This window comes from Streptomyces sp. NPDC001796 (genome assembly GCF_042892355.1).
Lineage (GTDB): Bacteria > Actinomycetota > Actinomycetes > Streptomycetales > Streptomycetaceae > Streptomyces.
The window spans coordinates 116,371-136,555 of record NZ_JBIAUC010000010.1 but is presented as its reverse complement, the minus strand read 5'-3'; the positions used below and the strand labels follow the sequence as shown (position 1 = coordinate 136,555).

General features: G+C 70.7%; 16 protein-coding genes and 1 pseudogene. 7 read left to right on the top strand and 10 right to left on the bottom strand.

Going from position 1 to position 20,185, the window contains the following annotated elements; translation table 11 throughout:
• Positions 1-89: 89 nt before the first annotated feature.
• From ACFYZE_RS21680 to ACFYZE_RS21665, 4 genes are all read right to left on the bottom strand, one after another.
• Complete coding sequence (locus ACFYZE_RS21680; RefSeq protein WP_388996364.1) at positions 90-509, bottom strand: DUF4186 domain-containing protein; 420 nt, start codon at positions 507-509, stop codon at positions 90-92.
• A gap of 49 nt (positions 510-558) precedes the next feature.
• Positions 559-1,641 carry a mechanosensitive ion channel family protein gene (locus ACFYZE_RS21675; RefSeq protein WP_388996361.1) on the bottom strand — a complete coding sequence of 361 codons (1,083 nt, stop codon included), beginning with the start codon at positions 1,639-1,641 and terminating at the stop codon, positions 559-561.
• Positions 1,642-1,846: 205 nt separating this feature from the next.
• Positions 1,847-2,611, bottom strand: coding sequence for a crotonase/enoyl-CoA hydratase family protein (locus tag ACFYZE_RS21670; protein ID WP_388996358.1), 765 nt, complete (start codon positions 2,609-2,611; stop codon positions 1,847-1,849).
• Positions 2,612-2,873: 262 nt separating this feature from the next.
• On the bottom strand, positions 2,874-3,836 hold the full coding sequence (locus tag ACFYZE_RS21665; RefSeq protein ID WP_388996355.1) for a YbhN family protein: 963 nt from the start codon (positions 3,834-3,836) through the stop codon (positions 2,874-2,876).
• Positions 3,837-3,980: 144 nt separating this feature from the next.
• Between ACFYZE_RS21665 and ACFYZE_RS21660 the strand changes: the two genes are divergently transcribed.
• From ACFYZE_RS21660 to ACFYZE_RS21640, 5 genes are all read left to right on the top strand, one after another.
• A complete protein-coding gene (locus ACFYZE_RS21660; protein ID WP_388996704.1) occupies positions 3,981-5,921 on the top strand; it encodes an ABC transporter ATP-binding protein in 1,941 nt (646 codons plus the stop codon).
• Between the two features lie 118 nt (positions 5,922-6,039).
• Entirely contained in the window at positions 6,040-7,278 is a 1,239-nt protein-coding gene (locus tag ACFYZE_RS21655) for a PP2C family protein-serine/threonine phosphatase (protein ID WP_388996352.1), read from the top strand.
• Positions 7,279-7,417: 139 nt separating this feature from the next.
• Positions 7,418-8,101 carry a nucleotidyltransferase family protein gene (locus ACFYZE_RS21650; RefSeq protein WP_388996349.1) on the top strand — a complete coding sequence of 228 codons (684 nt, stop codon included), beginning with the start codon at positions 7,418-7,420 and terminating at the stop codon, positions 8,099-8,101.
• Complete coding sequence (locus ACFYZE_RS21645) at positions 8,098-8,388, top strand: BON domain-containing protein (protein WP_200421983.1); 291 nt, start codon at positions 8,098-8,100, stop codon at positions 8,386-8,388. The genes ACFYZE_RS21650 and ACFYZE_RS21645 overlap by 4 nt, the downstream gene beginning before the upstream one ends.
• On the top strand, positions 8,385-9,137 hold the full coding sequence (locus ACFYZE_RS21640) for a metallophosphoesterase (protein ID WP_388996346.1): 753 nt from the start codon (positions 8,385-8,387) through the stop codon (positions 9,135-9,137). Before ACFYZE_RS21645 ends, ACFYZE_RS21640 begins: the two co-directional genes overlap by 4 nt.
• Before the next feature lie 118 nt (positions 9,138-9,255).
• On the opposite strand, the gene sbnA is transcribed toward ACFYZE_RS21640, so the two are convergent.
• The 5 genes from sbnA to ACFYZE_RS21615 all read right to left on the bottom strand — a co-directional run bounded on the left by sbnA (position 9,256) and on the right by ACFYZE_RS21615 (position 18,331).
• Positions 9,256-10,284, bottom strand: coding sequence for a 2,3-diaminopropionate biosynthesis protein SbnA (gene sbnA, locus ACFYZE_RS21635; RefSeq protein ID WP_388996344.1), 1,029 nt, complete (start codon positions 10,282-10,284; stop codon positions 9,256-9,258).
• 34 nt (positions 10,285-10,318) lie between these two features.
• Entirely contained in the window at positions 10,319-11,389 is a 1,071-nt protein-coding gene (sbnB, locus tag ACFYZE_RS21630) for a 2,3-diaminopropionate biosynthesis protein SbnB (RefSeq protein WP_388996341.1), read from the bottom strand.
• On the bottom strand, positions 11,386-12,390 hold the full coding sequence (locus ACFYZE_RS21625) for a TauD/TfdA family dioxygenase (RefSeq protein ID WP_388996338.1): 1,005 nt from the start codon (positions 12,388-12,390) through the stop codon (positions 11,386-11,388). Before ACFYZE_RS21625 ends, sbnB begins: the two co-directional genes overlap by 4 nt.
• Positions 12,391-12,459: 69 nt before the next feature.
• Positions 12,460-15,726 carry an amino acid adenylation domain-containing protein gene (locus ACFYZE_RS21620; RefSeq protein ID WP_388996335.1) on the bottom strand — a complete coding sequence of 1,089 codons (3,267 nt, stop codon included), beginning with the start codon at positions 15,724-15,726 and terminating at the stop codon, positions 12,460-12,462.
• Positions 15,727-15,745: 19 nt separating this feature from the next.
• Entirely contained in the window at positions 15,746-18,331 is a 2,586-nt protein-coding gene (locus ACFYZE_RS21615; protein ID WP_388996332.1) for a Pls/PosA family non-ribosomal peptide synthetase, read from the bottom strand.
• Between the two features lie 422 nt (positions 18,332-18,753).
• Here ACFYZE_RS21615 and ACFYZE_RS21610 point away from each other — a divergent pair.
• Positions 18,754-18,900 (top strand): annotated as a pseudogene (locus ACFYZE_RS21610) (hypothetical protein); the annotation flags it as partial.
• Between the two features lie 116 nt (positions 18,901-19,016).
• Here ACFYZE_RS21610 and ACFYZE_RS21605 read toward each other — a convergent pair.
• Complete coding sequence (locus tag ACFYZE_RS21605) at positions 19,017-19,520, bottom strand: MarR family winged helix-turn-helix transcriptional regulator (RefSeq protein WP_388996330.1); 504 nt, start codon at positions 19,518-19,520, stop codon at positions 19,017-19,019.
• 145 nt (positions 19,521-19,665) lie between these two features.
• Between ACFYZE_RS21605 and ACFYZE_RS21600 the strand changes: the two genes are divergently transcribed.
• Positions 19,666-20,184 carry a YceI family protein gene (locus tag ACFYZE_RS21600; protein WP_388996327.1) on the top strand — a complete coding sequence of 173 codons (519 nt, stop codon included), beginning with the start codon at positions 19,666-19,668 and terminating at the stop codon, positions 20,182-20,184.
• Position 20,185: the final 1 nt, after the last annotated feature.

Genomic DNA, 20,185 nt, shown 5'->3' with positions numbered 1-20,185 from the left:
CACGTCTGCAACATTGCTCGACATCAAGATATCTCGTACGCGGCCCCCGCTCGACAGCGGCCTGCGCCACGGACGCCCCCGGTGTCCGATCAGGAGGCTTCCGCCACCTCGCGTTCGATCCACCTGCAGATCACGTCCACCACATAGGCGTGCTCCGCGCGGCTCAGTTCCCGCCCCTTGGGGATCCCGTGCCAGCGCTGGAGGCAGGTACGGCAGCAGGTCGCGGTCGCGTGCTGGGCGACGAAGACCGGGTGGCCCCGGTAGGGCGTCTGCTTGCCGTCCTTGTACGGTTCGGCCGGCGCCAGACGCCGCGCGACGAGGTCGTAGGCGTGCCACCGGATCGTGGAGGGGCCCTTGAGCTGGGCGGTGGCCAGGTCGCGCCCGCGCAGGTGGAACTTGGCGCGGAACGGATGGCGCGCGACGGCGTCCAGCTTCTGGTCGAGCGAGCGGGCCGTCGGAGCCGGAGCCGGAGCCGGAGTCGGGGCGCTGGGGTCTGGCGAGGACATCATGCTCTTTCGAGCATAGAGCCGCGGTTCCCCGACTCCGGCCCGGCCGGGACTAACCGGCCTCCGACACCCTGTCCTCGCCGCTGCGCTGCGGCGGGATGAGAGCCGAGCCCTGCTGGAGCGCCACCGTCCGCGTCGGCGCCGGAATGCGGATGCCCTCGGCCCGGTACCGCTGGTGCAGGCGCTTGATGAACTCGTGCTTGATCCGGTACTGGTCGCTGAACTCACCGACGCCCAGGATCACCGTGAAGCCGATCCGGGAGTCGCCGAAGGTGTGGAAGCGGACGGCCGGCTCATGGTCCGGGACCGCTCCGGTGATCTCCGTCATCACCTCGGCGACGACCTCGGTGGTGACCTTCTCGACGTGCTCCAGATCACTGTCGTAGGCGACACCGACCTGGACGAGCACGGTCAGCTGCTGCTCGGGACGGGTGTAGTTGGTCATGTTCGTCTTGGCGAGCTGACCGTTGGGGATCACTACCAGGTTGTTCGAGAGCTGGCGCACGGTCGTCTGCCGCCAGTTGATGTCCACCACATAGCCCTCCTCGCCGCTGCTCAGCCGGATGTAGTCGCCGGGCTGGACGGTCTTGGAGGCGAGGATGTGGACGCCCGCGAACAGGTTGGCGAGGGTGTCCTGCAGGGCCAGTGCGACCGCCAGGCCGCCGACACCCAGAGCGGTGAGCAGCGGCGCGATGGAGATGCCCAGGGTCTGCAGCACCACCAGGAAGCCGATGGCCAGGACCAGGATCCGCGTGATGTTGACGAAGATCGTGGCGGATCCCGCGACTCCGGAACGGGACTGCGTGACCGTCCGCACCAGGCCCGCGACCACCCGGGCCGCGGAGAGGGTGACCACGAAGATGAGCAGCACGGTCAGGGTCTGGTTCACGTGCTGCTGGACCGTCCGCGTCAGCGGCAGCACCGCGGCCGCGGCCGCCGCACCGCCCGCGATCGCCGCCCACGGCACCACCGTGCGCAGCGCGTCCACGATCACGTCGTCACCGCTCCAGCGGGTGCGCTTGGCGTGCTTGGCCAGCCAGCGCAGCAGCGTGCGCGACAGGAACGCCGCCAGGAAGCCCGCGGCCAGCGCGATCCCGCCGACGACGAGGTCGTCCAGGGTCACGGCGCGGTTCACCGGTCACCTCCCGCACGAAAGGAAAGGCCCCGGGGCCGGAAGTGATGAATCGTCACCTTGCCACCTGCTCGAATCACGGATTGCACGATCGTGTCCGGACAGGTGTTCGCTGTCCGGAGTGAGGATTCATCCTGCCGCATCCCGGTGACGTCCCCTCACCGGGACGTCCGGAAGCGGCCATTGGCCGCCCGACGTGCGCTCGGTGTCACATGTCCGAGAACGATCCGTGCCGCCCGGCGCCCGCCGCGAACCGCGCCGCGCCCTCCAGACCCTGGGCCAGTACGTCCACGCCGTGCCCGAGTTCGACACGCAGGGCCGCCCGCTCGTCCAGCCCTTCCTGGTCGAGCACCGAGGCCCGGTCGCCGCGCAGGCAGGCCTGGGGGAAACGGGCGATCGCGGCGGCGAGTTCCTCCGCCTCGGCGCGGGCACGCCCTGTCGGTACGACCCGGTTGGCGAGCCCCATCTCCTGCGCCTCCCGGGCCGGCACCGGACGGCCGGTGAGGATCATGTCCATCGCCCGGCTGGTGCCGATCAGCCGCGGCAGCCGGACCGTCCCGCCGTCGATGAGCGGCACGCCCCAGCGGCGGCAGAACACCCCGAACACCGCGTCCTCCTCGGCCACCCTCAGATCGCACCAGAGCGCCAGTTCGAGCCCTCCGGCCACGGCGTGCCCCGCGACCGCCGCGATCACCGGCTTGGACAGGCGCAGCCGGGTCGGGCCCATCGGACCGTCACCGTCCTCGGCGACCCGGTTGCCACGCCCGGTGCCGACCGCCTTGAGATCGGCGCCCGCGCAGAACGTCCCGCCCTCGCCCCACAGCACAGCCACCCGCGCCACCTCGTCCTCGTCGAACTCGCGGAACGCGGCGGCCAGTTCGGTGGCCGTCGGTCCGTCGACCGCGTTGCGGGCCTCGGGGCGGGAGAGGACCACCGTGAAGACGTGTCCCTGACGTTCGACGCGGACCGGCATCGGCTGCCCCTTTCGGACGGCTCCTGGGAGGACGGGAAGAGGCCCCCGACGTTACTCCCGAGTACGACCGCCGTCTCCGGTCGGATCACGCGAGTACGGCCCCCGCGCGTGCCGCCCGGAGGGCACCCGGCGCGCGGCAGGCGCCCTCCGCGCTTTGGTCGCATGACGCGAGTACGGCCGCCGTGTCGGCGTCCAGGCCCAGCAGCTTGCGGCAGGGCCAGGCCCAGGCGGGAGGCGCCCCTGGAACGGCGCCGTCCCCCGGTCAGATCACCCTCAGCCGCACCAGCGCCCCCAGCGTCAGCGCCCCCGGCAGCAGTGGCAGCCACACCGTGATGATCCGGTACGCCAGAACCACCGCCGTCGCCACGGCCACCGGACCGCCCGCCGCGACCAGGGCCACGACCAGGGCGGCCTCCACCGAGCCGATGCCGCCCGGGGTGGGCACCACGGCGACCGCGACCGTCGCCGCCAGATACGCCACCGCCATGTGCACGGGCGCCACCGGGAGCGACAGCGCCCGCCCCACCGCGGCGAGCCCGGCCGCCTGCAGCGTGGGAAACGCCAGCGAGCCGCCCCACAGGGCGAGCGCCCGGGCGGGACGGGTGTGCACCGAGCGGGCCTCGCAGAGCGCGGTGCGCAGGAATGACCACACCGCCGTCCGCACTCTTCGCACCAGCAGCGGCACCGCCACCGCCACGCACAGCACCCCGGCCGCCGCGACCAGGAGCGGGCCGGTCGCCGAGGCGGGTACCAGACCGCCGAGGTGGAGGGCGTCCGGGAAGGCGACCAGCAGCACCAGCAGCAGGCCGACCCGGGTGACCGACTCGGCGAGCAGGTACAGCGCGAGCGCCGCCGAGGAGCGGGCGAGCGGCACCCCGCACACCGTCATGAACCGCAGGTTGACCGCGCCGGCGCCGAGACCCGTGGGCAGGAGGTGGTTGGCGGCGCCCGCCGCGAACTGGGTGGCGAGCAGCCGTCGCAGAGGCAGCCGCTGCACCACCGCGCCCTGCCGGGTGAGGGCGGCCGCGACCCAGGTCAGAGAGGTGGCGCCGGCGGCGGCCACCAGCCACGGCCACTCGGCCGCCCGAAGATGGCCGAAGCCCTCCGCGAGCACCGAGCGGTGCCGCACCGCGACCACGGTCACAAGGACGAGCGGGAGCAGGCAGAGCACCTGGCGGACCGGAACACGTCCGGGGAGTCCCTGAGGGAGACGCAGGACAGTCACACCGGCAGAGGGTCTCCGCACCGCGCCAACGGGAGGTTGCGTGCGCGAGGACGGCGGCTGACACGCCGGGCAAGGCACGGGAGAGGCCGCACACTGCTCATTGACCTCAACGAAGCTCGAGGTTCTACCGTCGTTCCCATGAGCATGGAGACCACCGCCTGGCAGCAGCTGCACAGCGTCATGACCGCGCAAGCGGAGCACCGCCCCTTCGCCCGCGCCACGCTGCGCCGCATCGGCGCCTTCGCCCGCCCGCACCGGCGCCGCATCGCGCAGTTCGTCGTGGTGAGTGTGCTGACCGCACTGCTCGCCGTCGCCACGCCCGTGCTCGCCGGCCGCGTCGTCGACGCGATCGTGTCGCACGGCGACCGCGGCACAGTCGTACGGCTGTCGACACTCATCGCCCTCATCGCGCTCGCCGAGGCGGCGCTCGGGATCCTCGGCCGCTGGCTTTCGGCCACGCTCGGCGAGGGTCTCATCCTCGATCTGCGGACGGCTGTGTTCGATCATGTGCAGCGCATGCCGGTCGCGTTCTTCACACGTACTCGTACGGGGGCGCTCGTCAGTCGTCTCAACAACGACGTCATCGGCGCCCAGCGGGCGTTCAGCAACACGCTGTCCGGGGTCGTCGGCAACCTGGTCACGCTGCTGCTCACGCTCGCCGTGATGCTGACCCTTTCCTGGCAGATAACCCTGCTCGCGCTGGTGCTGCTGCCGGTCTTCGTGGTCCCGGCCAGGCGGACGGGCCGCCGCATGGCCCGGTTGCAGCGGGAGGCCGCGGGCCTGAACGCTGCCATGGGCACCCGGATGACCGAGCGGTTCTCCGCGCCGGGCGCGACGCTGGTGAAGCTCTTCGGGCGGCCCGCGGAGGAGTCCGCCGAGTTCGCGGCGCGGGCCCGGCGGGTGCGGGACATCGGGGTGCGTACGGCGATGGCGCAGTCCGCGTTCATCACCGCGCTGACCCTCGTCTCGGCCCTGGCACTGGCCCTCGTGTACGGCCTCGGCGGCTGGTTCGCCCTGCGCGGTTCGCTTCAGGCGGGGGCGGTCGTCTCCCTCGCCCTGCTCCTCACCAGGCTCTACGCGCCGCTCACCTCTCTCGCCGGGGCGCGCGTCGAGGTCATGAGCGCCCTCGTCAGCTTCGAGCGCGTCTTCGAGGTGCTGGACCTGGAGCCGCTCATCGAGGACAGGCCGGACGCCCGGAAGGTCCCGGACGGACCGGTGTCGGTGGAGTTCGAGAGCGTCCGGTTCGCCTACCCGGCGGCCGACAAGGTCTCCCTCGCCTCCCTGGAGGAAGTGGCGACCCTGGACACGCGCGGCGGCGCCGACGTCCTGCACGGGGTCTCCTTCCGCGCCGAACCCGGGCAGACCGTCGCCCTCGTCGGCTCCTCCGGCGCCGGCAAGTCGACCATCGCCGCCCTGCTGCCCCGGCTCTACGACGTGGACGAGGGCGCCGTCCGCGTCGGCGGCGTGGACGTCCGCGACCTCAGCGCCGCGTCGCTGCGCGCGACCCTCGGCATGGTCACCCAGGACGGGCACCTGTTCCACGACACGGTCCGCGCCAACCTGCTGCTGGCCCGTCCGGACGCCACGGAAGGGGAACTGTGGGACGTGCTGCGCCGGGCCCGCCTCGAGGACCTCGTACGCTCCCTGCCCGACGGGCTCGACACCGTCGTCGGCGAGCGCGGCTACCGCCTCTCCGGCGGCGAGCGCCAGCGTCTGACCATCGCGCGCCTGCTGCTGGCCCGGCAGCGCGTCGTCATCCTCGACGAGGCCACCGCCCACCTGGACAACACCTCGGAGGCGGCCGTCCAGGAGGCCCTGACGGAGGCGCTCGACGGCCGTACCGCCGTCGTCATCGCGCACCGCCTGTCCACCGTGCGCGCCGCCGACCTGATCCTCGTGGTCGAGTCCGGGCGGATCGTGGAGCGGGGTACGCACGACCAGCTCCTCGCGGCGGGGGGCCGGTACACCGAGCTGTACCGGACCCAGTTCGAGAGGGCGGTCCCGCCGATGGAGCCGCGGACCGGGGCGCGGACGGAGACAGCGGCGCAGACCCGGCCGGACACCGCGGCGGAGGCCGTGGCCTAGGACCCGAGAGGTTCCACAGCGGCGGTGCCGGGAGGCTTCCCGGTGGGCGTGCGGTCCGCCATGACCGTAGCGTGAAGGGGCGGGCACCAGGGGAGGGGCGGGAAGGGAGACGGTGACGATGCAGGACATCGACTACGCGGCCCTGTTCGCCGCCACACCGAGCCCCTACCTGGTGCTGGGCACCGACCTGGTCATCGTGGAGGTCAACCAGGCATACCTGGACGCCACCAGGCGGACGCGCCAGGACCTCATCGGACGGCACGTCTTCGACGCCTTCCCCGACAACCCGAACGACCCGGGCGCCGACGGCGTGCGGAACCTGAACGCCTCCCTGCACCGGGTCCTGATCACCAGGCAGCCCGACACCATGGCGCTGCAGAAGTACGACATTCCCATCATGGGCCGCCCCGGCGTCTTCGAGGAGCGGTGGTGGTCCCCGATCAACACGCCGATCCTGCGCCCGGACGGCAGCGTGGGCTCGATCATCCTCCGGGTGGAGGACGTGACCGCGTACGTGGAGACCCACGGCCAGGGCAACTGGCAGCCGTCGAACAAGCTCAGCGAGCGCGAAGCCCTGGAGGCCGAACTGTACGCGCGGGCGCGTGAGCTGCAGCGACTGAACGAGGAACTGCGCCAGGCCCACCGGCGGGAGCGGGAGGTGGCCCTCACTCTGCAGGAGGCCATGCTCCAGTCCCCCGACCTCGCCCACCACGAGAACGTCGCCGTGCGCTACCTGCCCGCCACCGGATCGCTGAACGTGTGCGGCGACTGGTACGACCTGGTCGACCTGCCCGACGACCGCTTCGCGGTGGCCGTCGGCGACGTAGTCGGCCACGGTCTGGAGGCCGCCGCCGTCATGGGCATGCTCCGCAGCGCGCTCAGCGCGGCCACCCGTGCGCTGGAGCGGCCCGCCCAGGCCCTGGAGGTGCTGGGCCTGTACGCCCGCTCCATCGAGGGCGCGCTCAACACCACCGCCGTCAAGGTGATGGTGGAGCCCCGCAGCCAGCTGCTCATCTACAGCAGCGCGGGTCACCCGCCGCCGGTGCTGGTCCATGTGGACGGCAGCTGCGAGATGCTGGACCGGGCCACCGACCCACCTCTGGGCGCCCGGCCCCAGCATGTGCCCCGGCCGCAGGCCGGCCAGACCTACGTCCTGGGCGACACCCTCGTCCTCTACACCGACGGACTGATCGAACGCCGCGACCACAGCATAGAAGCGGGCCTGAACCGCCTGAAAGACGTCCTGTGCCGCCAGTGCTCCCTCAGCCCTGAACGCCTCGCCGACGCCCTGCTGGCCCGGCTGGGCGTGGCCGGCGGTGCGCGCGACGACATCGCCCTGGTCATCGTCCGGCTGTGACCCTCCGGCCCGGAGCCCGGCGGAGGGGCGGCGCCGACGGCTCCGTGTCGAGAGGGGAGGACCGGGTACTCAGACGGGCACGGAGGGCTGCCCGGAAGCGACGGCACCGGGCACTGCCCGGGACGGCAATGGAGTGGCCATGACACAGCACGGGGATCACGCGACCCCTGCCCGGCGATCGGAGGTGCGCGAACTGCGTCCGGCGACGACGAATTCCGAACGGTCCGGCCCGGAGCCGGGGGAGCGGCAACTGCCGCACGACCGTCACCAGGCGATCATCGAGGCGACCAAACGGGTCGGCGCCGTGCTCAAGAGCAATGGGCACACGTTCGCGCTGGCCGGAAGCGTGGCCGTCTACGCCCACGGCGGCAGCCAGAACCTCCAGCACGACGCCGACTTCTGCGTGCGGCCCGAGGACGCCGAAGCGGTGGCGGACACGCTGAGCGAAGCCGGTCTGACCGTCTACCATCCGCCGGAGGACTGGCTGCTCAAGGCCAAGTGCTTCGACCAGGACATCGACGTCATCTTCGAACTGGCGCACCGGCCCGTCACCACGGACATGCTCTCCCGGGCTCAGGAGCTCTCCGTCGCCTCGGTGCGCATGCCCGTGCTGTCCCCCACAGACCTGCTGTGGAGTCTGATCGCCGCCTTCTCCGAGCACCACTGCGACTTCGGCGCGGTGCTGCCCGTCGCCCGCGCGCTGCGCGAGAAGGTCGACTGGGAGCGGGTGCGGCAGGAGTGCGGCGACGAACCCATGCCCGCCGCCTTCTTCTTCCTCCTCGAACGCCTGAACGTCATCGCCCCGCGCAAGGAGGCACCATGACCCAGCACGGCGGAGAGCAGGCACCACCCGGTGCCGCACCCGCTCTGAACACGGAGTACCGCGTCGCCCACCTCCTGGAGCACCTGGCCGGGGGGCACCCCGGTGAGCTGGGGGTCCGGGTCGAGGTGCGCGGTGAGGCGGTGCTGCTGACCGGCACGGTCGCCTCCGCCCAGTGCCGTGACGAAATCCTCGGCATGGTCCGCGAGGAACTGGCCGGCATCCCGGTCCACTACGACATCGTCGTCGCGGACACCTCGTCCCCCGACCATGCGGAGGAGCTCACATGATCCGCGTGGCAGCCGTCGGGGACATCCACATGGGAGCCGACAGCCAGGGAGTGCTGCGGCCGGCGTTCGAGTCCCTGCCCGAGTGCGCAGACCTGCTGCTGCTGGCCGGGGACCTCACCCGCCACGGGACGCCGGAGGAAGCCCGCGTGGTGGCCCGGGAGATCCAGGACCTCGCCGTCCCGGTCGTGGCGGTGCTCGGCAACCACGACCACCACGACGAGCGTCCGGACGAGGTCACCGCCATCCTCCGGGACGCCGGGGCGCGGGTCCTCGAGGGAGAGGGAACCGTCGTGGAGGCCGGGGGCTCGCGCGTCGGCGTGGCCGGCACCAAGGGGTTCTGCGGCGGATTCGTCGGCCGCAGCGCCGGGGAGTTCGGTGAGCCGCTGATGAAGGAGTTCGTGCGGACCTCCCGCCGCTCGGCCGACGCCCTGCGCAAGGCGCTGGAGGAGCTGGACGGGCAGGGCTGCGACGCCCGGATCGCCCTCACCCACTATTCGCCCGTGCCGGAGACGCTGGCCGGCGAACCCCTGGAGATCTATCCGTTCCTCGGGACCTATCTGCTGGCCGAGGCGATCGACACGGCCGGCGCGGACCTCGCGGTCCATGGACACGCGCACGCCGGCACGGAACACGGCATGACCACCGGCGGCGTCAAGGTGCGCAATGTCGCCCAGCCGGTCATCGGGCGGGCCTTCCGCGTCTACCACCTGCGGACACGGGAACCGGTGGGCGCCGGCGCCTCCGGCTGAGCACCGGCCCCGGGGCCTCTCTGCCTGCACGTCCGGGGGGAGGCTTCGCGGCACCCCCGGACCGGCAGCGGCGCCGGCAGTCCCGCCGGGGCGGCGGGCGCCGCTGACGTGCCGTGCCCTACGCCTTCGGCCGGCGGGCCGTCGTCCGCGTCACGGCCTCCGGTCTCTCGTGGGAATCGGTCGCCATCTCCTCGGAGTCGAGTATGTGTTCCCCATACAGGTCGTGCAGCCAGTTGGCCTGGTAGATGGTGTCGAGATAGCGCTCGCCGAGGTCCGGCGCGATGGCGACCGCGGTGAGGTCCCGGGTGTCGTGCCGGGACAGCCAGTCCAGGGCGCCGCTGACCACCGTCCCGGTGGAGCCGCCGAACAGGAACCCGCGCCGGGCCAGCCGGTGGCAGGCACGGATGGTGTCCGCCTCCTCGACGCGGATCACCTCGTCGACGTACGACTCGTCGAGCAGCGGCGGACGCATGCTCATGCCGAGGCCGGGGATCATCCGGCGGCCCGGCTCACCGCCGAAGGCCACCGATCCCACGGCGTCCACCGCCACGATGTGCACCTGGCGGTGCCACTGGCGGAAGTAGCGCGCGCAACCCATCAGCGTCCCGGTGGTGCCCGCCCCGACGAACAGCACGTCCAGACGCGGGAACTGGGACGCGATCTCCGGAGCCGTCTTGCGGTAGTGCGCGCGCCAGTTGCCCGGGTTGGTGTACTGGCTGAGCCAGACGTACCGGTCGTCGGTGTCGCACAGCGCGCGGACGTACTCGATCCGCGCGCCGAGGAACCCGCCGTTGGCGTCCAGGTCGGAGATGACGTGCACCTTGCTGCCCAGGGCCTCCATCAGCAGCCTGGTCGACAGGTTGCAACGGGAGTCCGTCACACACAGAAACCGGTAGCCCTTGCTCGCGGCGATCATGCTGAGCGCCACGCCCAGGTTCCCCGACGAGGATTCGACCAGTATCGAATCCGGCGTCAGGAGACCGTCCCTCTCGGCGGCTTCGACCATCTCGGTCGCGGCCTTCAACTTGATCGAACCGGCGAAGTTGAAGCCCTCGCACTTCAGATAGAGGGGGCGGCCGAAGATCGACCGCAGGTCGACGTACAGCTGGCTCTCGTTGAAGGCATGGGGAGCGGAGATGACAGGCACGGTGGCCTCCTGATGCCAGGGCTGAGGGGTGCCTTCAGCCGTAGCGGCGCAGATCGTGGAAGAAGTGGTCGATGAGGTGGAGGTGTCCGGAGCGCGCCACTTCGTCGTAGACGTACTTGCCGACGGCGAGGTCGAGGACGCCGAGTCCGAACGGCGAGAAGATCACCGTCCGGTCGTCCGGCAGGGTCACCCGTCCGGTCATGACGTCGTCGAGGGTGCCGTCCAGGAAGTCGCGGCCACCCGTGAGCTGCTCGGTCAGATGGGGTGAGGTGTCGGCCTTCAGACAGTGCTCGACGTCATCGACGACGTTGGCGGACGCGAGCAGGACCTCGGGGGCGAGGTCACGCAGGGACACGTGCAGCACCAGGGGGTGGTGCGAGAACCAGGCCGGGTCGGTGACGTGGGGCTTACCGGCGACCGTGGCGAAGACGACCAGGTCGCTGGAGCGGATCAGCGCCTCGGCGCTGTCGTGGACCGTGACCTCGCCGGTCGCGTCCGCCGCCTGCTCCAGGTAACCGCGGAAACCGGCCATGCTGTCGGCGGACAGGTCGTACAGGCCGACCGTGTCGAAGGTCCAGCCGGTGCCCGCCAGGAAGGTGTGGATGTAGCGGGCGATCAGGCCGGTGCCGAAGAAGCCGACCCGCCTCGGCCGGGACCGGCCGCGGCTGAGCCGGTCGGCCGCCAGCGCCGCGGACGCCGCGGTCCTGGTGGCGCTGATGATGGAACTCTCCAGGCAGGCGAACGGGTAGCCGGTCTCGTGGTCGTTGAGGATGAGCACCGCGGAGGCCCGGGGCAGCCCGGACGAGACGTTGGCCGGGAAACTGGAGATCCACTTCATGCCGTCCACACGGTTCGGTCCGCCGATGGAGGCCGGCAGCGCGATGATCCGGGAGGACGGGCGGTCGGGGAAGCGCAGGAAGTACGACGGGGGGTTGACCGAGTCCCCGGCGCCGTGCAGCCGGTAGGTGGCCTCGACCAGGTCCACGATCTGCTGTTCGCGCCCTTCGAGTGCCTGCCGCACCTGCGCGCCGGGGATCACCGCGAAGGTGGGCGCTGCCGTGTGGTCGGGCGTGGGCTGGGCGGCGGGGGACGACAGAACGGTCATGGCCGGGTCACCTCCGGGCTCTGGCAGCAGTCGGTCAGGCGGCGCGGCTCGGCCATGGCGACCAGCACCTGGCGGTCCCCGGTGTAGGCCTCCCTGCTGTGTGCGGTGCGGATGTTGTCGACCAGCATCACGTCGCCCGCCTGCCAGGGCTCGCGACGCGTGTGCTGCTCGTAGGTGGTGTTGAGCAGGCCCACGATGTCCTCTCCGATCGGACTGCCGTCGCCGAAGCGGGTGTTGAACGGCAGCCCGTCCTCCCCGTACTCGTCCACCAGGTACTCGCGCACCTCCGGCGCGAGCGTCCATTCGTTGAGGAAGGCGATCTGGTTGAACCAGCAGCGTCGCCCGGTGACCGGGTGCCGCACCACGGCGGCTCGCCGCTGCCGGGTGCGCAGCGAGCCGTCGGGCAGCCAGTCGGTCTCGATGGCGTTCTCGCGGCAGTAATGCTCGATGGCGGTCCGGTCCTCGGTGCCGAACGACTCCGTCAGGGACGCTCCGATCTCGTCGTTGTAGCTGCGGGTGAGCAGCCAGCCCTCACGCTCGAACCGCTCGCTGATCCCGGCGGGCAGTGCCCGCAGTACCTCTTCCGCGTCGGCCACCGCGGTCGCCCCACCCTGGTCGGGCGCGGTCAGGCACGCGAAGAGCATCAGGCCGGGGCACTGGAGGGTGTAGCTCAGCTCGTGGTGCATGCACATCGGCTGGTTGGCCGGCCAGGCCGCGGAGGAGTACAGCCGGGGACCGTGCGCCTGACGGGGCGCGAAGGCCTCCCGCTCCGTCATCAGCTCCCCGGCCAGCGCGGTGAAGACGGCGCCGACCCGCTCCGTCTCCTTCAGCCCCAGGCCGCGGACGAGCAGTGCGCCGTGCTCGGCGACCCGCGCACGCAGCGCTTCCCGGTTCTCGGCCGCCCAGCTCACCGCGTCACCGGGGGCCTCGATGCGCAGGATCGGTGGTTTGCCCGGCTGCAGTGCCACTTCGGGCAGTGAGGCCAGGGACGATGACGACATCTCTGTTCTTCCTTTCGGTTGCCCCGCACGGAGCTGACGGAGAGGCAGGGGCTGACGGGGAAACAGGACTCATGAAGGCGACAGCAGTTGGATCGCGCCCAGAACGGCGCCTGCCGCTGCGTCCGGACGGGTGCGTGGGAAGTAGTGGCCGCCGTCGGGCAGTTCCCGCAGTTCCACGTGTTCGGCCAGCAGCTGCCAGTCGCGGTACCGGTCGCGGTGGCCCGCCGTGTTCGGGTCGTCGGCGGCGACGACCACGGTGACCGGTGCGGACAGCCGCACGGGGGGCGGGGCCTCCAGCGCGTCGGCGAAGTAGTGGTGCGCACCGACGCAGTCGTGCCGGTAGGCGGCGCCGACGTGCTCGGCGTGCTGCGCGCTCAGCTCACCGAGTTCGGTGTAGCCGCTGTCCGCGCTCAGCCGGCGGGCGATCTCTGCGTTGCTCCGCCCCGTCAGCTCGGTGACGGCGGCGCGCCGCTCGGCCGCGGTGCCGAGCAGTTGGGCACCGAGGAAAACCCGCGGCACGTCCACTCCGCGCTCCCGCAGTCTCCTCGCCGTCTCCAGTGCCAGTGCGGTGCCCGAGGAGTGGCCCCACAGCATGACCCTCGTCAGGCCACGCCCGGCGAGCTCGGCGACGACCTGCTCGGCCACCTCGGCGATCGGCGCGAACGGCTCGCTGGTGGCGGCCAGGTCGTGACCGGGCAGTTCGACGGCGTACACCGCGGGCCCGCCGTCCCCCAGGGCAGCGGCCAGGGGACGGAAGTTGACCGCGTTGCCGCCCGCGTAGGGGAAGCAGACCAGGGCGTACTCCGGCACACCGTCCGGCTGCGACAACGGCTGCAGCAGCTCCGGGCGCTGGGGCGCGGCGGTGCCGTCGAGGAGGGCGGCGAGGTCGGCGAGCACCGGGTGCCGGGTGATGTCCTTCAGGGACACCGCGCGGTCCAGGGCGATGGTGAGCCTGACCGCCGACAGGGAGGTGCCGCCGGAGTCGAAGAAGTGGTCCTGCCGGCCGATCCGGTGCTCGGGGACGCCCAGCAGCTCGGCCCAGGTCGCCGCCAGCTTTCGCTCGGTCGGGGTGCGCGGGGCGCGGTCCTCCTCCCCGGCCCGGCCGTCGTCCGCGGTTGGATCGGTCCGTTCGGCGAGCGCGGTCAGGGCCTTCCGGTCGATCTTGCCGTTGGCGGTCAGCGGCAGGCTGTCCTGCCAGTGGAAGGCCGTCGGGACCATGTAGGCGGGCAGTACGGCGCCCAGCGCCTCGCGCAGCGCCTCCGTCTCCTGGCGCCGGCCGGTGTAGAAGGCGATCAGGTGCGTGCTGCCACCGGCCAGTTCGGCGGTGACCACCGCTCCGTCGCGTACCCCGGGCACCCGCAGCAGCGTGTTCTCCACCTCGCCGATCTCGATGCGGAAACCGCGGATCTTTACCTGGTTGTCCCGGCGGCCCAGGAACTCCAGCTTGCCGTCGGGATGCCAGCGCCCCCAGTCACCTCCCAGGTAGAGGCGCTCGCCCGGCCGGTACGGATCCTGCAGGTACGCCTGACGGGTCCGCTCGGGATCGTTGACGTACCCCCGTCCCACGCACACCCCGGAGAACGCGATCACCCCGGGGGCGCCCAGCGGCACCAGCGACAGGTGCTCGTCGACGACGTAGACGCGCACATTGCTGACGGGACGCCCGAGCAGTACCCGTTCGGGCACCCGGTCGAGGACTTCGTGGTTGGTGTCGTCCGAGGTCTCGGTCAGCCCGTAGGCGTTGAGCAGTTTGATCCGCGGCTGGATCGCGAACCAGCGCTGCACCAGCTCCCGTTTCAGGGCCTCGCCGGTCACCGACACACACGTCAGGTCCGGCAGCTCGCGGGGATGCCGCTCCAGATACGACATCACCACCTCCAGATAGGAGGGCACGACCTGCACCACCGCGACCCGGCCGCGGACCAGGGTGTCGACGAACCGCTCCACATCCACGACCACGTCCTGCTCGACCAGCAGCGTCCGCCCGCCGACCAGCAGCGCGGACAGCAGCTGCCACAGCGAGATGTCGAAGCACTGCGGGGCCGTCTGCGCCACAACCCGCCCCTGGCCGATCCCCAGATCCTCGATCTTGGCGTGGAGATGGTTGAGCATGCCCGCGTGCTCGCACATCGCCCCCTTGGGCTCGCCGGTGGAGCCGGAGGTGAAGTAGATGTACGCGAGCTGGCCGGCGCTCACCTTCACGCCGAGGTCGTCCTCGGCGTGCTCCTCCGCGTACGCCGTCTCGACCAGCAGCTTCGCGACGCCCGGCAGCGTGGCGAGGGCCTGGTCGAGGGTGTGGGTGCTGCCGGACTCGGTGAGCACCAGCCGGCAACCGGCACGCGACAACGTCGTCCCGATGCGGCCCGCCGGGAAGTGCGGCTCGATCGGCAGGTAGACCCCTCCGGCCTTGAACACCGCCAACACCGACGCCAGCCAGTCGAGATCGCGTTCGGTGACCACCGCCACGACGTCCTCCCGGCCGAGTCCACGAGCCAGAAGGGCCCGTGCGAGCCGGTTCGCGCGCGCGTTCAGCTCCGCGTAGGTCCACTGGCGGTCGCCGTGCACCGCGGCCACCGCCTGTGGGTGGGCCCGTACCCGTTGCTCGAACAGCTCGTGCGCCCTGATGTCGGGCAGGGCCCGGTGCGGTCCGGCCAGTCCTTCGAGCTGGTACAGCATCTCCTGCGCCGACAGCAGGCTCTGCCGCGCGTGCGCGGCGTCCGGGTCGGCCGTGATGAGCCGCAGTGCGGTCAGGTGGTAGCCGCCGATCCGGGCCGCGCACTCGGCGTCCAGGACGTCCGTGCGGTACCGCACCCGCACCACCGGCCGCCCGCTCCGGTCACTGAGGCCGACGCCCAGCACCGCGTCGTCGGTCGGCCCGTGCCCGGCGCCCGTGGGGTCGAACACCACCTCGTACGACGGCTCGGAGAGCCCCAGTTCCCGGCGCAGCGCGTCCACCGGGAACTCCCGGTGAGCCAGCACCTCGGCCTCGACGCGGTGAGCGCCGAGCACGAGTTCGCGCCACGACCCGGGGGCGACCGTCACACGGCACGGCAGCGGCCCGCCGGCCGCGCCGACGGCGTATCCAGTGACCACCTCACGCTCACCCGACAGCGCGGCCAGCACCTTGGCGTGCGCCGCCAGCAGCACCGAACTCACCGGCACCCGCAGCTCGTCCGCCAGCCCGCGCACCGCCGCGGCGATGTCGTCCGGCAGTACCGCATCCTGCTCGGCCGCACCCGCCATCGGCTCCCGCACCCAGCGGGGTACCGCGGTGAAACCGCCGGCGGTCAGCACGCCGCGCCAGTACTCCCGGTCCGCTTCCACGAGCGCTCCCATCGATCGGTCTTCCTGAAGTTCAACTCACTGTCGTGGCGGCGCCCTTCACCGAGGGCGCGCCTGATGTCGTCGTCGATCCGCTGCCCTCGTCCGGCGCATGGGGCAGCTCGACGGCGGGGTTTCCGCCCCACAGGGCGTTCGGGGGGACTTCCTCGCCCTTCATGAGGAAGGAGTCGGGAGCCAGGACGGCGCCGTCGCCCATCGTCACGCCGTAGTGCACATGGGCGCCGACCCCGAGAGTGCAGCCGGCACCGAGCGTGGAGTGGTCGGACTTGAAGGTGCCGTCCTCCTGCGAATGACACTGGATCTTGGAGCCGGCGTTGAGCGTGCAGTCGTCGCCGACGGCGGTGAGCTCCCGCTCCGTCATATAGCAGCCGTCGTCGAAGACCCTGCGGCCGATGCGCACCCCCAGCAGCCGCCAGATCACGTTCTTGAAGGGGGTTCCGTTGAAGACATTGAGGTATTCGGAGGGCACCTTCCACAGGCGTTCGTGCCACCAGAAGTACGGGTCGTAGATGGAGCACAGTCGTGGACGCAGCGGCCGGAACAACGTGATGCAGCGCTCCACCAGGACGTAATAACCCGCGGTGAACGCGAGCGTGAGCGCCAGATACCCGGAGATCACCACATAACCCAGCAGTCCGTACAGGTCGACGGAGGCGACGGCGATCGCCGTGAGGATAAAAGTGTGCAGCCAGCGCAGGAACAGGAACAGCGCCATGGAGCGGAGGTTGTAGCGGTTCTTCGCGCCCAGCCGGCGGCGCAGTTCGTCGCCGGTTCTGAGATGGTCGAACCGGGTGTCGCGCTCCACCGTCCGCGGAATCTCGAAGCAGGGAGAGCCGAGCAGTCCGACGCCTTCGCGGACCTCTCCGTCGAGTGGGACCATGACCTTCGTTGCGAGCAGACAGTTGTCGCCTGTTCTCGCGCCCGCCGGATACACGATGTTGTTTCCGAGGAAGTTGCGCGCGCCGATCGACGCCCGGGACACCCGGAAGGACGTGCTGGAGAAGTCCGCGTTGAGGATGGAGAGCCCGTCGGCCACCATGGTGCCGCTGCCGACCGTGGCCAGATACGGGGTCTCGTGCTGCACCTCCGTACCGAAATTCGAGCCGGTCTGCTCGACGCGGGACAGGTTGTATCCGAGGCCGATCAGGTAATGGACGATGTAGGAGCTGTCACCGAACAGCCAGGCGAAGAACTTGATGTTCGTCATGGCGGAGACAGTCCGGAACGCCGCATAGTGGAAGCCGTAGAGCGGGTAGACCTTCTCGGGCTTGACGGCCAGGTGCATCAGTCGCGGCACGGCGAGCAGGGCAACGAGGCCCACCACCACGAAACCGAAGAACATCAGCAGGGACAGCAGCAGCGTGTCGACGACGAACTCCGTCGTCAGGATGCTCACGTCATCCGGGTTCAGCCGGTCGTCGAGCACGGGGATCCAGGTGAAGAGCATGTAGAGACCGCCGACCGCCAGCGGGATGTACAGCAGGACCAGCTGGAGCAGGCTGACGAGGGCGAACCAGGCCCGGCGCGGGGTGCCGCACCGGGCGGGCGCGACCCTGATGTGGTCGACGTCCGTGGGCTGGGCCGGTGAGCCGTGATGGCGCTCGCCGGCCGGGACCGTCTGGCCGCGGTACAGGGCGGACGCGTGGCCGAGCTGGGCTCCGTCGCCCATCGACGTGTCGATGTCGAGCACGGTCTTCGAGCCGATGTACACGTCCCGGCCGAGGGTGATGCGACCGGTCTGGATGCGACCGGCGTGCGCCCGGTAGCAGAGGAGGAAGGCGTCCTTGCGGATCACGGATCCGGCGCCGATCGTGAGCAGGTCGGTGCAGACCGGCACGGACCGGGAGAGGATCGTGACGCCTTTGCCGATCCGTGCGCCGAGCGCCCGCAGGTACATGACGTACAGCGGATTCCCGACGAAGAGGATCATCGGATTGGTGTGGAGCAGCGCCTTGACGACCCAGAAGCGCAGATAGGTCAGGCTCCAGACGGGGAACTCCCGGGGTTTCCAGCGACCGATGAGAACCCATTTGGCGACGACCGGGAACGCGCACAGGGCCAGGAAACCGAGGCCGCCGAAGACGACCGAGCGCAGATAGACGTCGGCCACGCCCGAACCGTCGGAGATCCAGTCGTAGCCCTTGGCCGCGACGAGTCCGGTGACGAAGGAGTAGCCGAGGAAGAACAGCAACTGGAGTGTGCCGCACAGGACGTAACGCGGCGTACTCCCCGGAGGCGGTGCCGCCATCCGCGCCGGTGGTGTCGCCGTCGTGGAGGAGCTGGCGGGTGCCGGTGCGGCGTCCGTGAGGGCCGCCGCCAGAGAGCGGATCGTGGGATTCCGGTAGATGTCCTTCATCGAGACGGACGGCAGGTCCGGGCGCTTCCTGACCCGTGCGCAGAATTGCGCCATCACCAACGAGTTGGCACCGAGATCCTCGAAGAAATGACTTTCGGACGATACGCTTTCGACGTCGACGACCTCGGCCAGAACTTCGGCGAATTTCCTCTCGGTGTCCCTCGCCGGGCCGGCGCCGCCGCGCCGGGCGATCGCGGGTTCGTCCTGACCGAGGACGAGCGCCTCGGCAGACTTGTCTACCATTCAAGCTCCTTGAGGAAATCCGACAACCACCGGCCACGGGAGACCGGTCCGGTGTCTTCCGTGCTCGGCAGTGCCCGGACCGAGCAATCCGGAAGCCACGGTGTCGCGCACTCTTATCTGATCACGGCTCCACGCGCTTCAGTTTGTGTCGGACATACTCAAGTTGCCACTCGTATTCGATCGCGACGAAACGACAGTGGCGCTGAACAGGGCAGTGTTCCTTGCTCCGTACCCCGGTGGGGTGAGTGACAAGTCACCCGTATGGGTGTTCACCCCGGCGGGGCGTGGCACGGGCGGCGAGTGACCCGTCCCATCCGACCGCATGCAGGGGATTGGGCGATTATGACGGCGCCGTCATACGGCCGACCGGGTAGGATCACGCCGCGGGAGAATTCGGAGATGCCAATGGCGCGAGTGGGTCGGTGGGTGCCGGGCGACGTGGGTGTCGTGGGTTCGGCGACAGCCCCGTCTCGGCCTATGTGACTCCTCCGCCGACCACGGTGCGTCGGCCCTTCGACGCCGTGGCGCGGGAAGGACTGCGCCTGCTGGTCCAGCCCCTCGAGAAACCCGACGTGGAACCGGCGCCCGCGAGTGATCCACCGGTCGAACTCGTCGTCCGCGCCTCCACCGCGCCTCCACCGCGCCTCCACCGCGCCTCCGCGGGGCCTCGGCGGCGCCTGAACGGTCAAGCGCCAGGGGCGTCCTGCGGGTGTCCGCCTTCCTCGGCGGGATGGGACGCCTGGGCCAGCAGGCCGGTCAGGGCCGCGCACTGGGCCGGGCCGATCAGGCTGACCAGGACCTGGGCGAGGGCGGGGGTGTTCTCCGCGAGCAGCCGCCTGCCCTTGTCCGTGAGGGTGAGCGCGATGCCGCGCCGGTCGCCGCAGACCGACTCACGGGTGACGAGACCCATGTGGTGCAGGCAGCCGACCTGGTAGGTCAGCCGTGTCTTCGGACGACCGAGGAGTTCGGCGATCCGTGTCATGCGCAGAGTGGTGTCCGGCTGATCCGCGAGCAGGCACAGCACCAGGAACTCGTCGTGCGACACCCCGAGCATCTTCTTGACGTGCGCGCGCAACTGCTGCTCGATCGCTCCGGTGGCGGCCACGACCCGCATGTAGGTGCGCAGCCCGTCCGGCAGCAGTCCGCCGCCGTCCGTCGACGCGTCGGCGGGAGGGGAGTGATCTGCCATGCGCTCAGGATAACAGTGTTCCAAATCTGAACGATCTCGCCGCCGAGTGATGGTCCAAATTCGGATCACCTGCTACGGTGCTGTTCAAATTTGGATGAGCTGGTGACCGTCCCTCCCGGCCACCCTCCGCTGTCAGGAGATCCCCATGACCACCGCTGCTGTCGAAACCGGCCTCTTCGTGCTCGACTCCGCCTCCTCCACCGTCGCCCTCAAGCACAGGACGATGTGGGGCCTGGTCACCGTCAAGGGCACCTTCACCTCGGTCACCGGCCAGGGAGAGGTGCGCCCCGACGGCACCGCCACGGGCACCGTCAGCCTGGACGCCGCCTCCCTGGACACCAAGCACGCCAAGCGCGACGCGCACCTGCGTTCCGACGACTTCTTCGCCGCGGACCAGTTCCCCGCCATCGTCTTCGACGTACTCGACGCCACCCGGCGTGGCGACGACACCGTCACCGTCCAGGGCCGGCTGACCGTGCGCGGCATCACCCGGCCGCAGACCGTCACCGCCACCCTCACCCAGGCCGGACCCGACGCGGTCGCCCTCACCACCGAGTTCACCGTGGACCGCGCCCAATTCGGTCTGGCGTGGAACCAGCTGGGCATGATGCGCGGTCTGACCACCGTCAACGCCACGCTTCGGTTCCAGCGCGCATCCGCGTGAG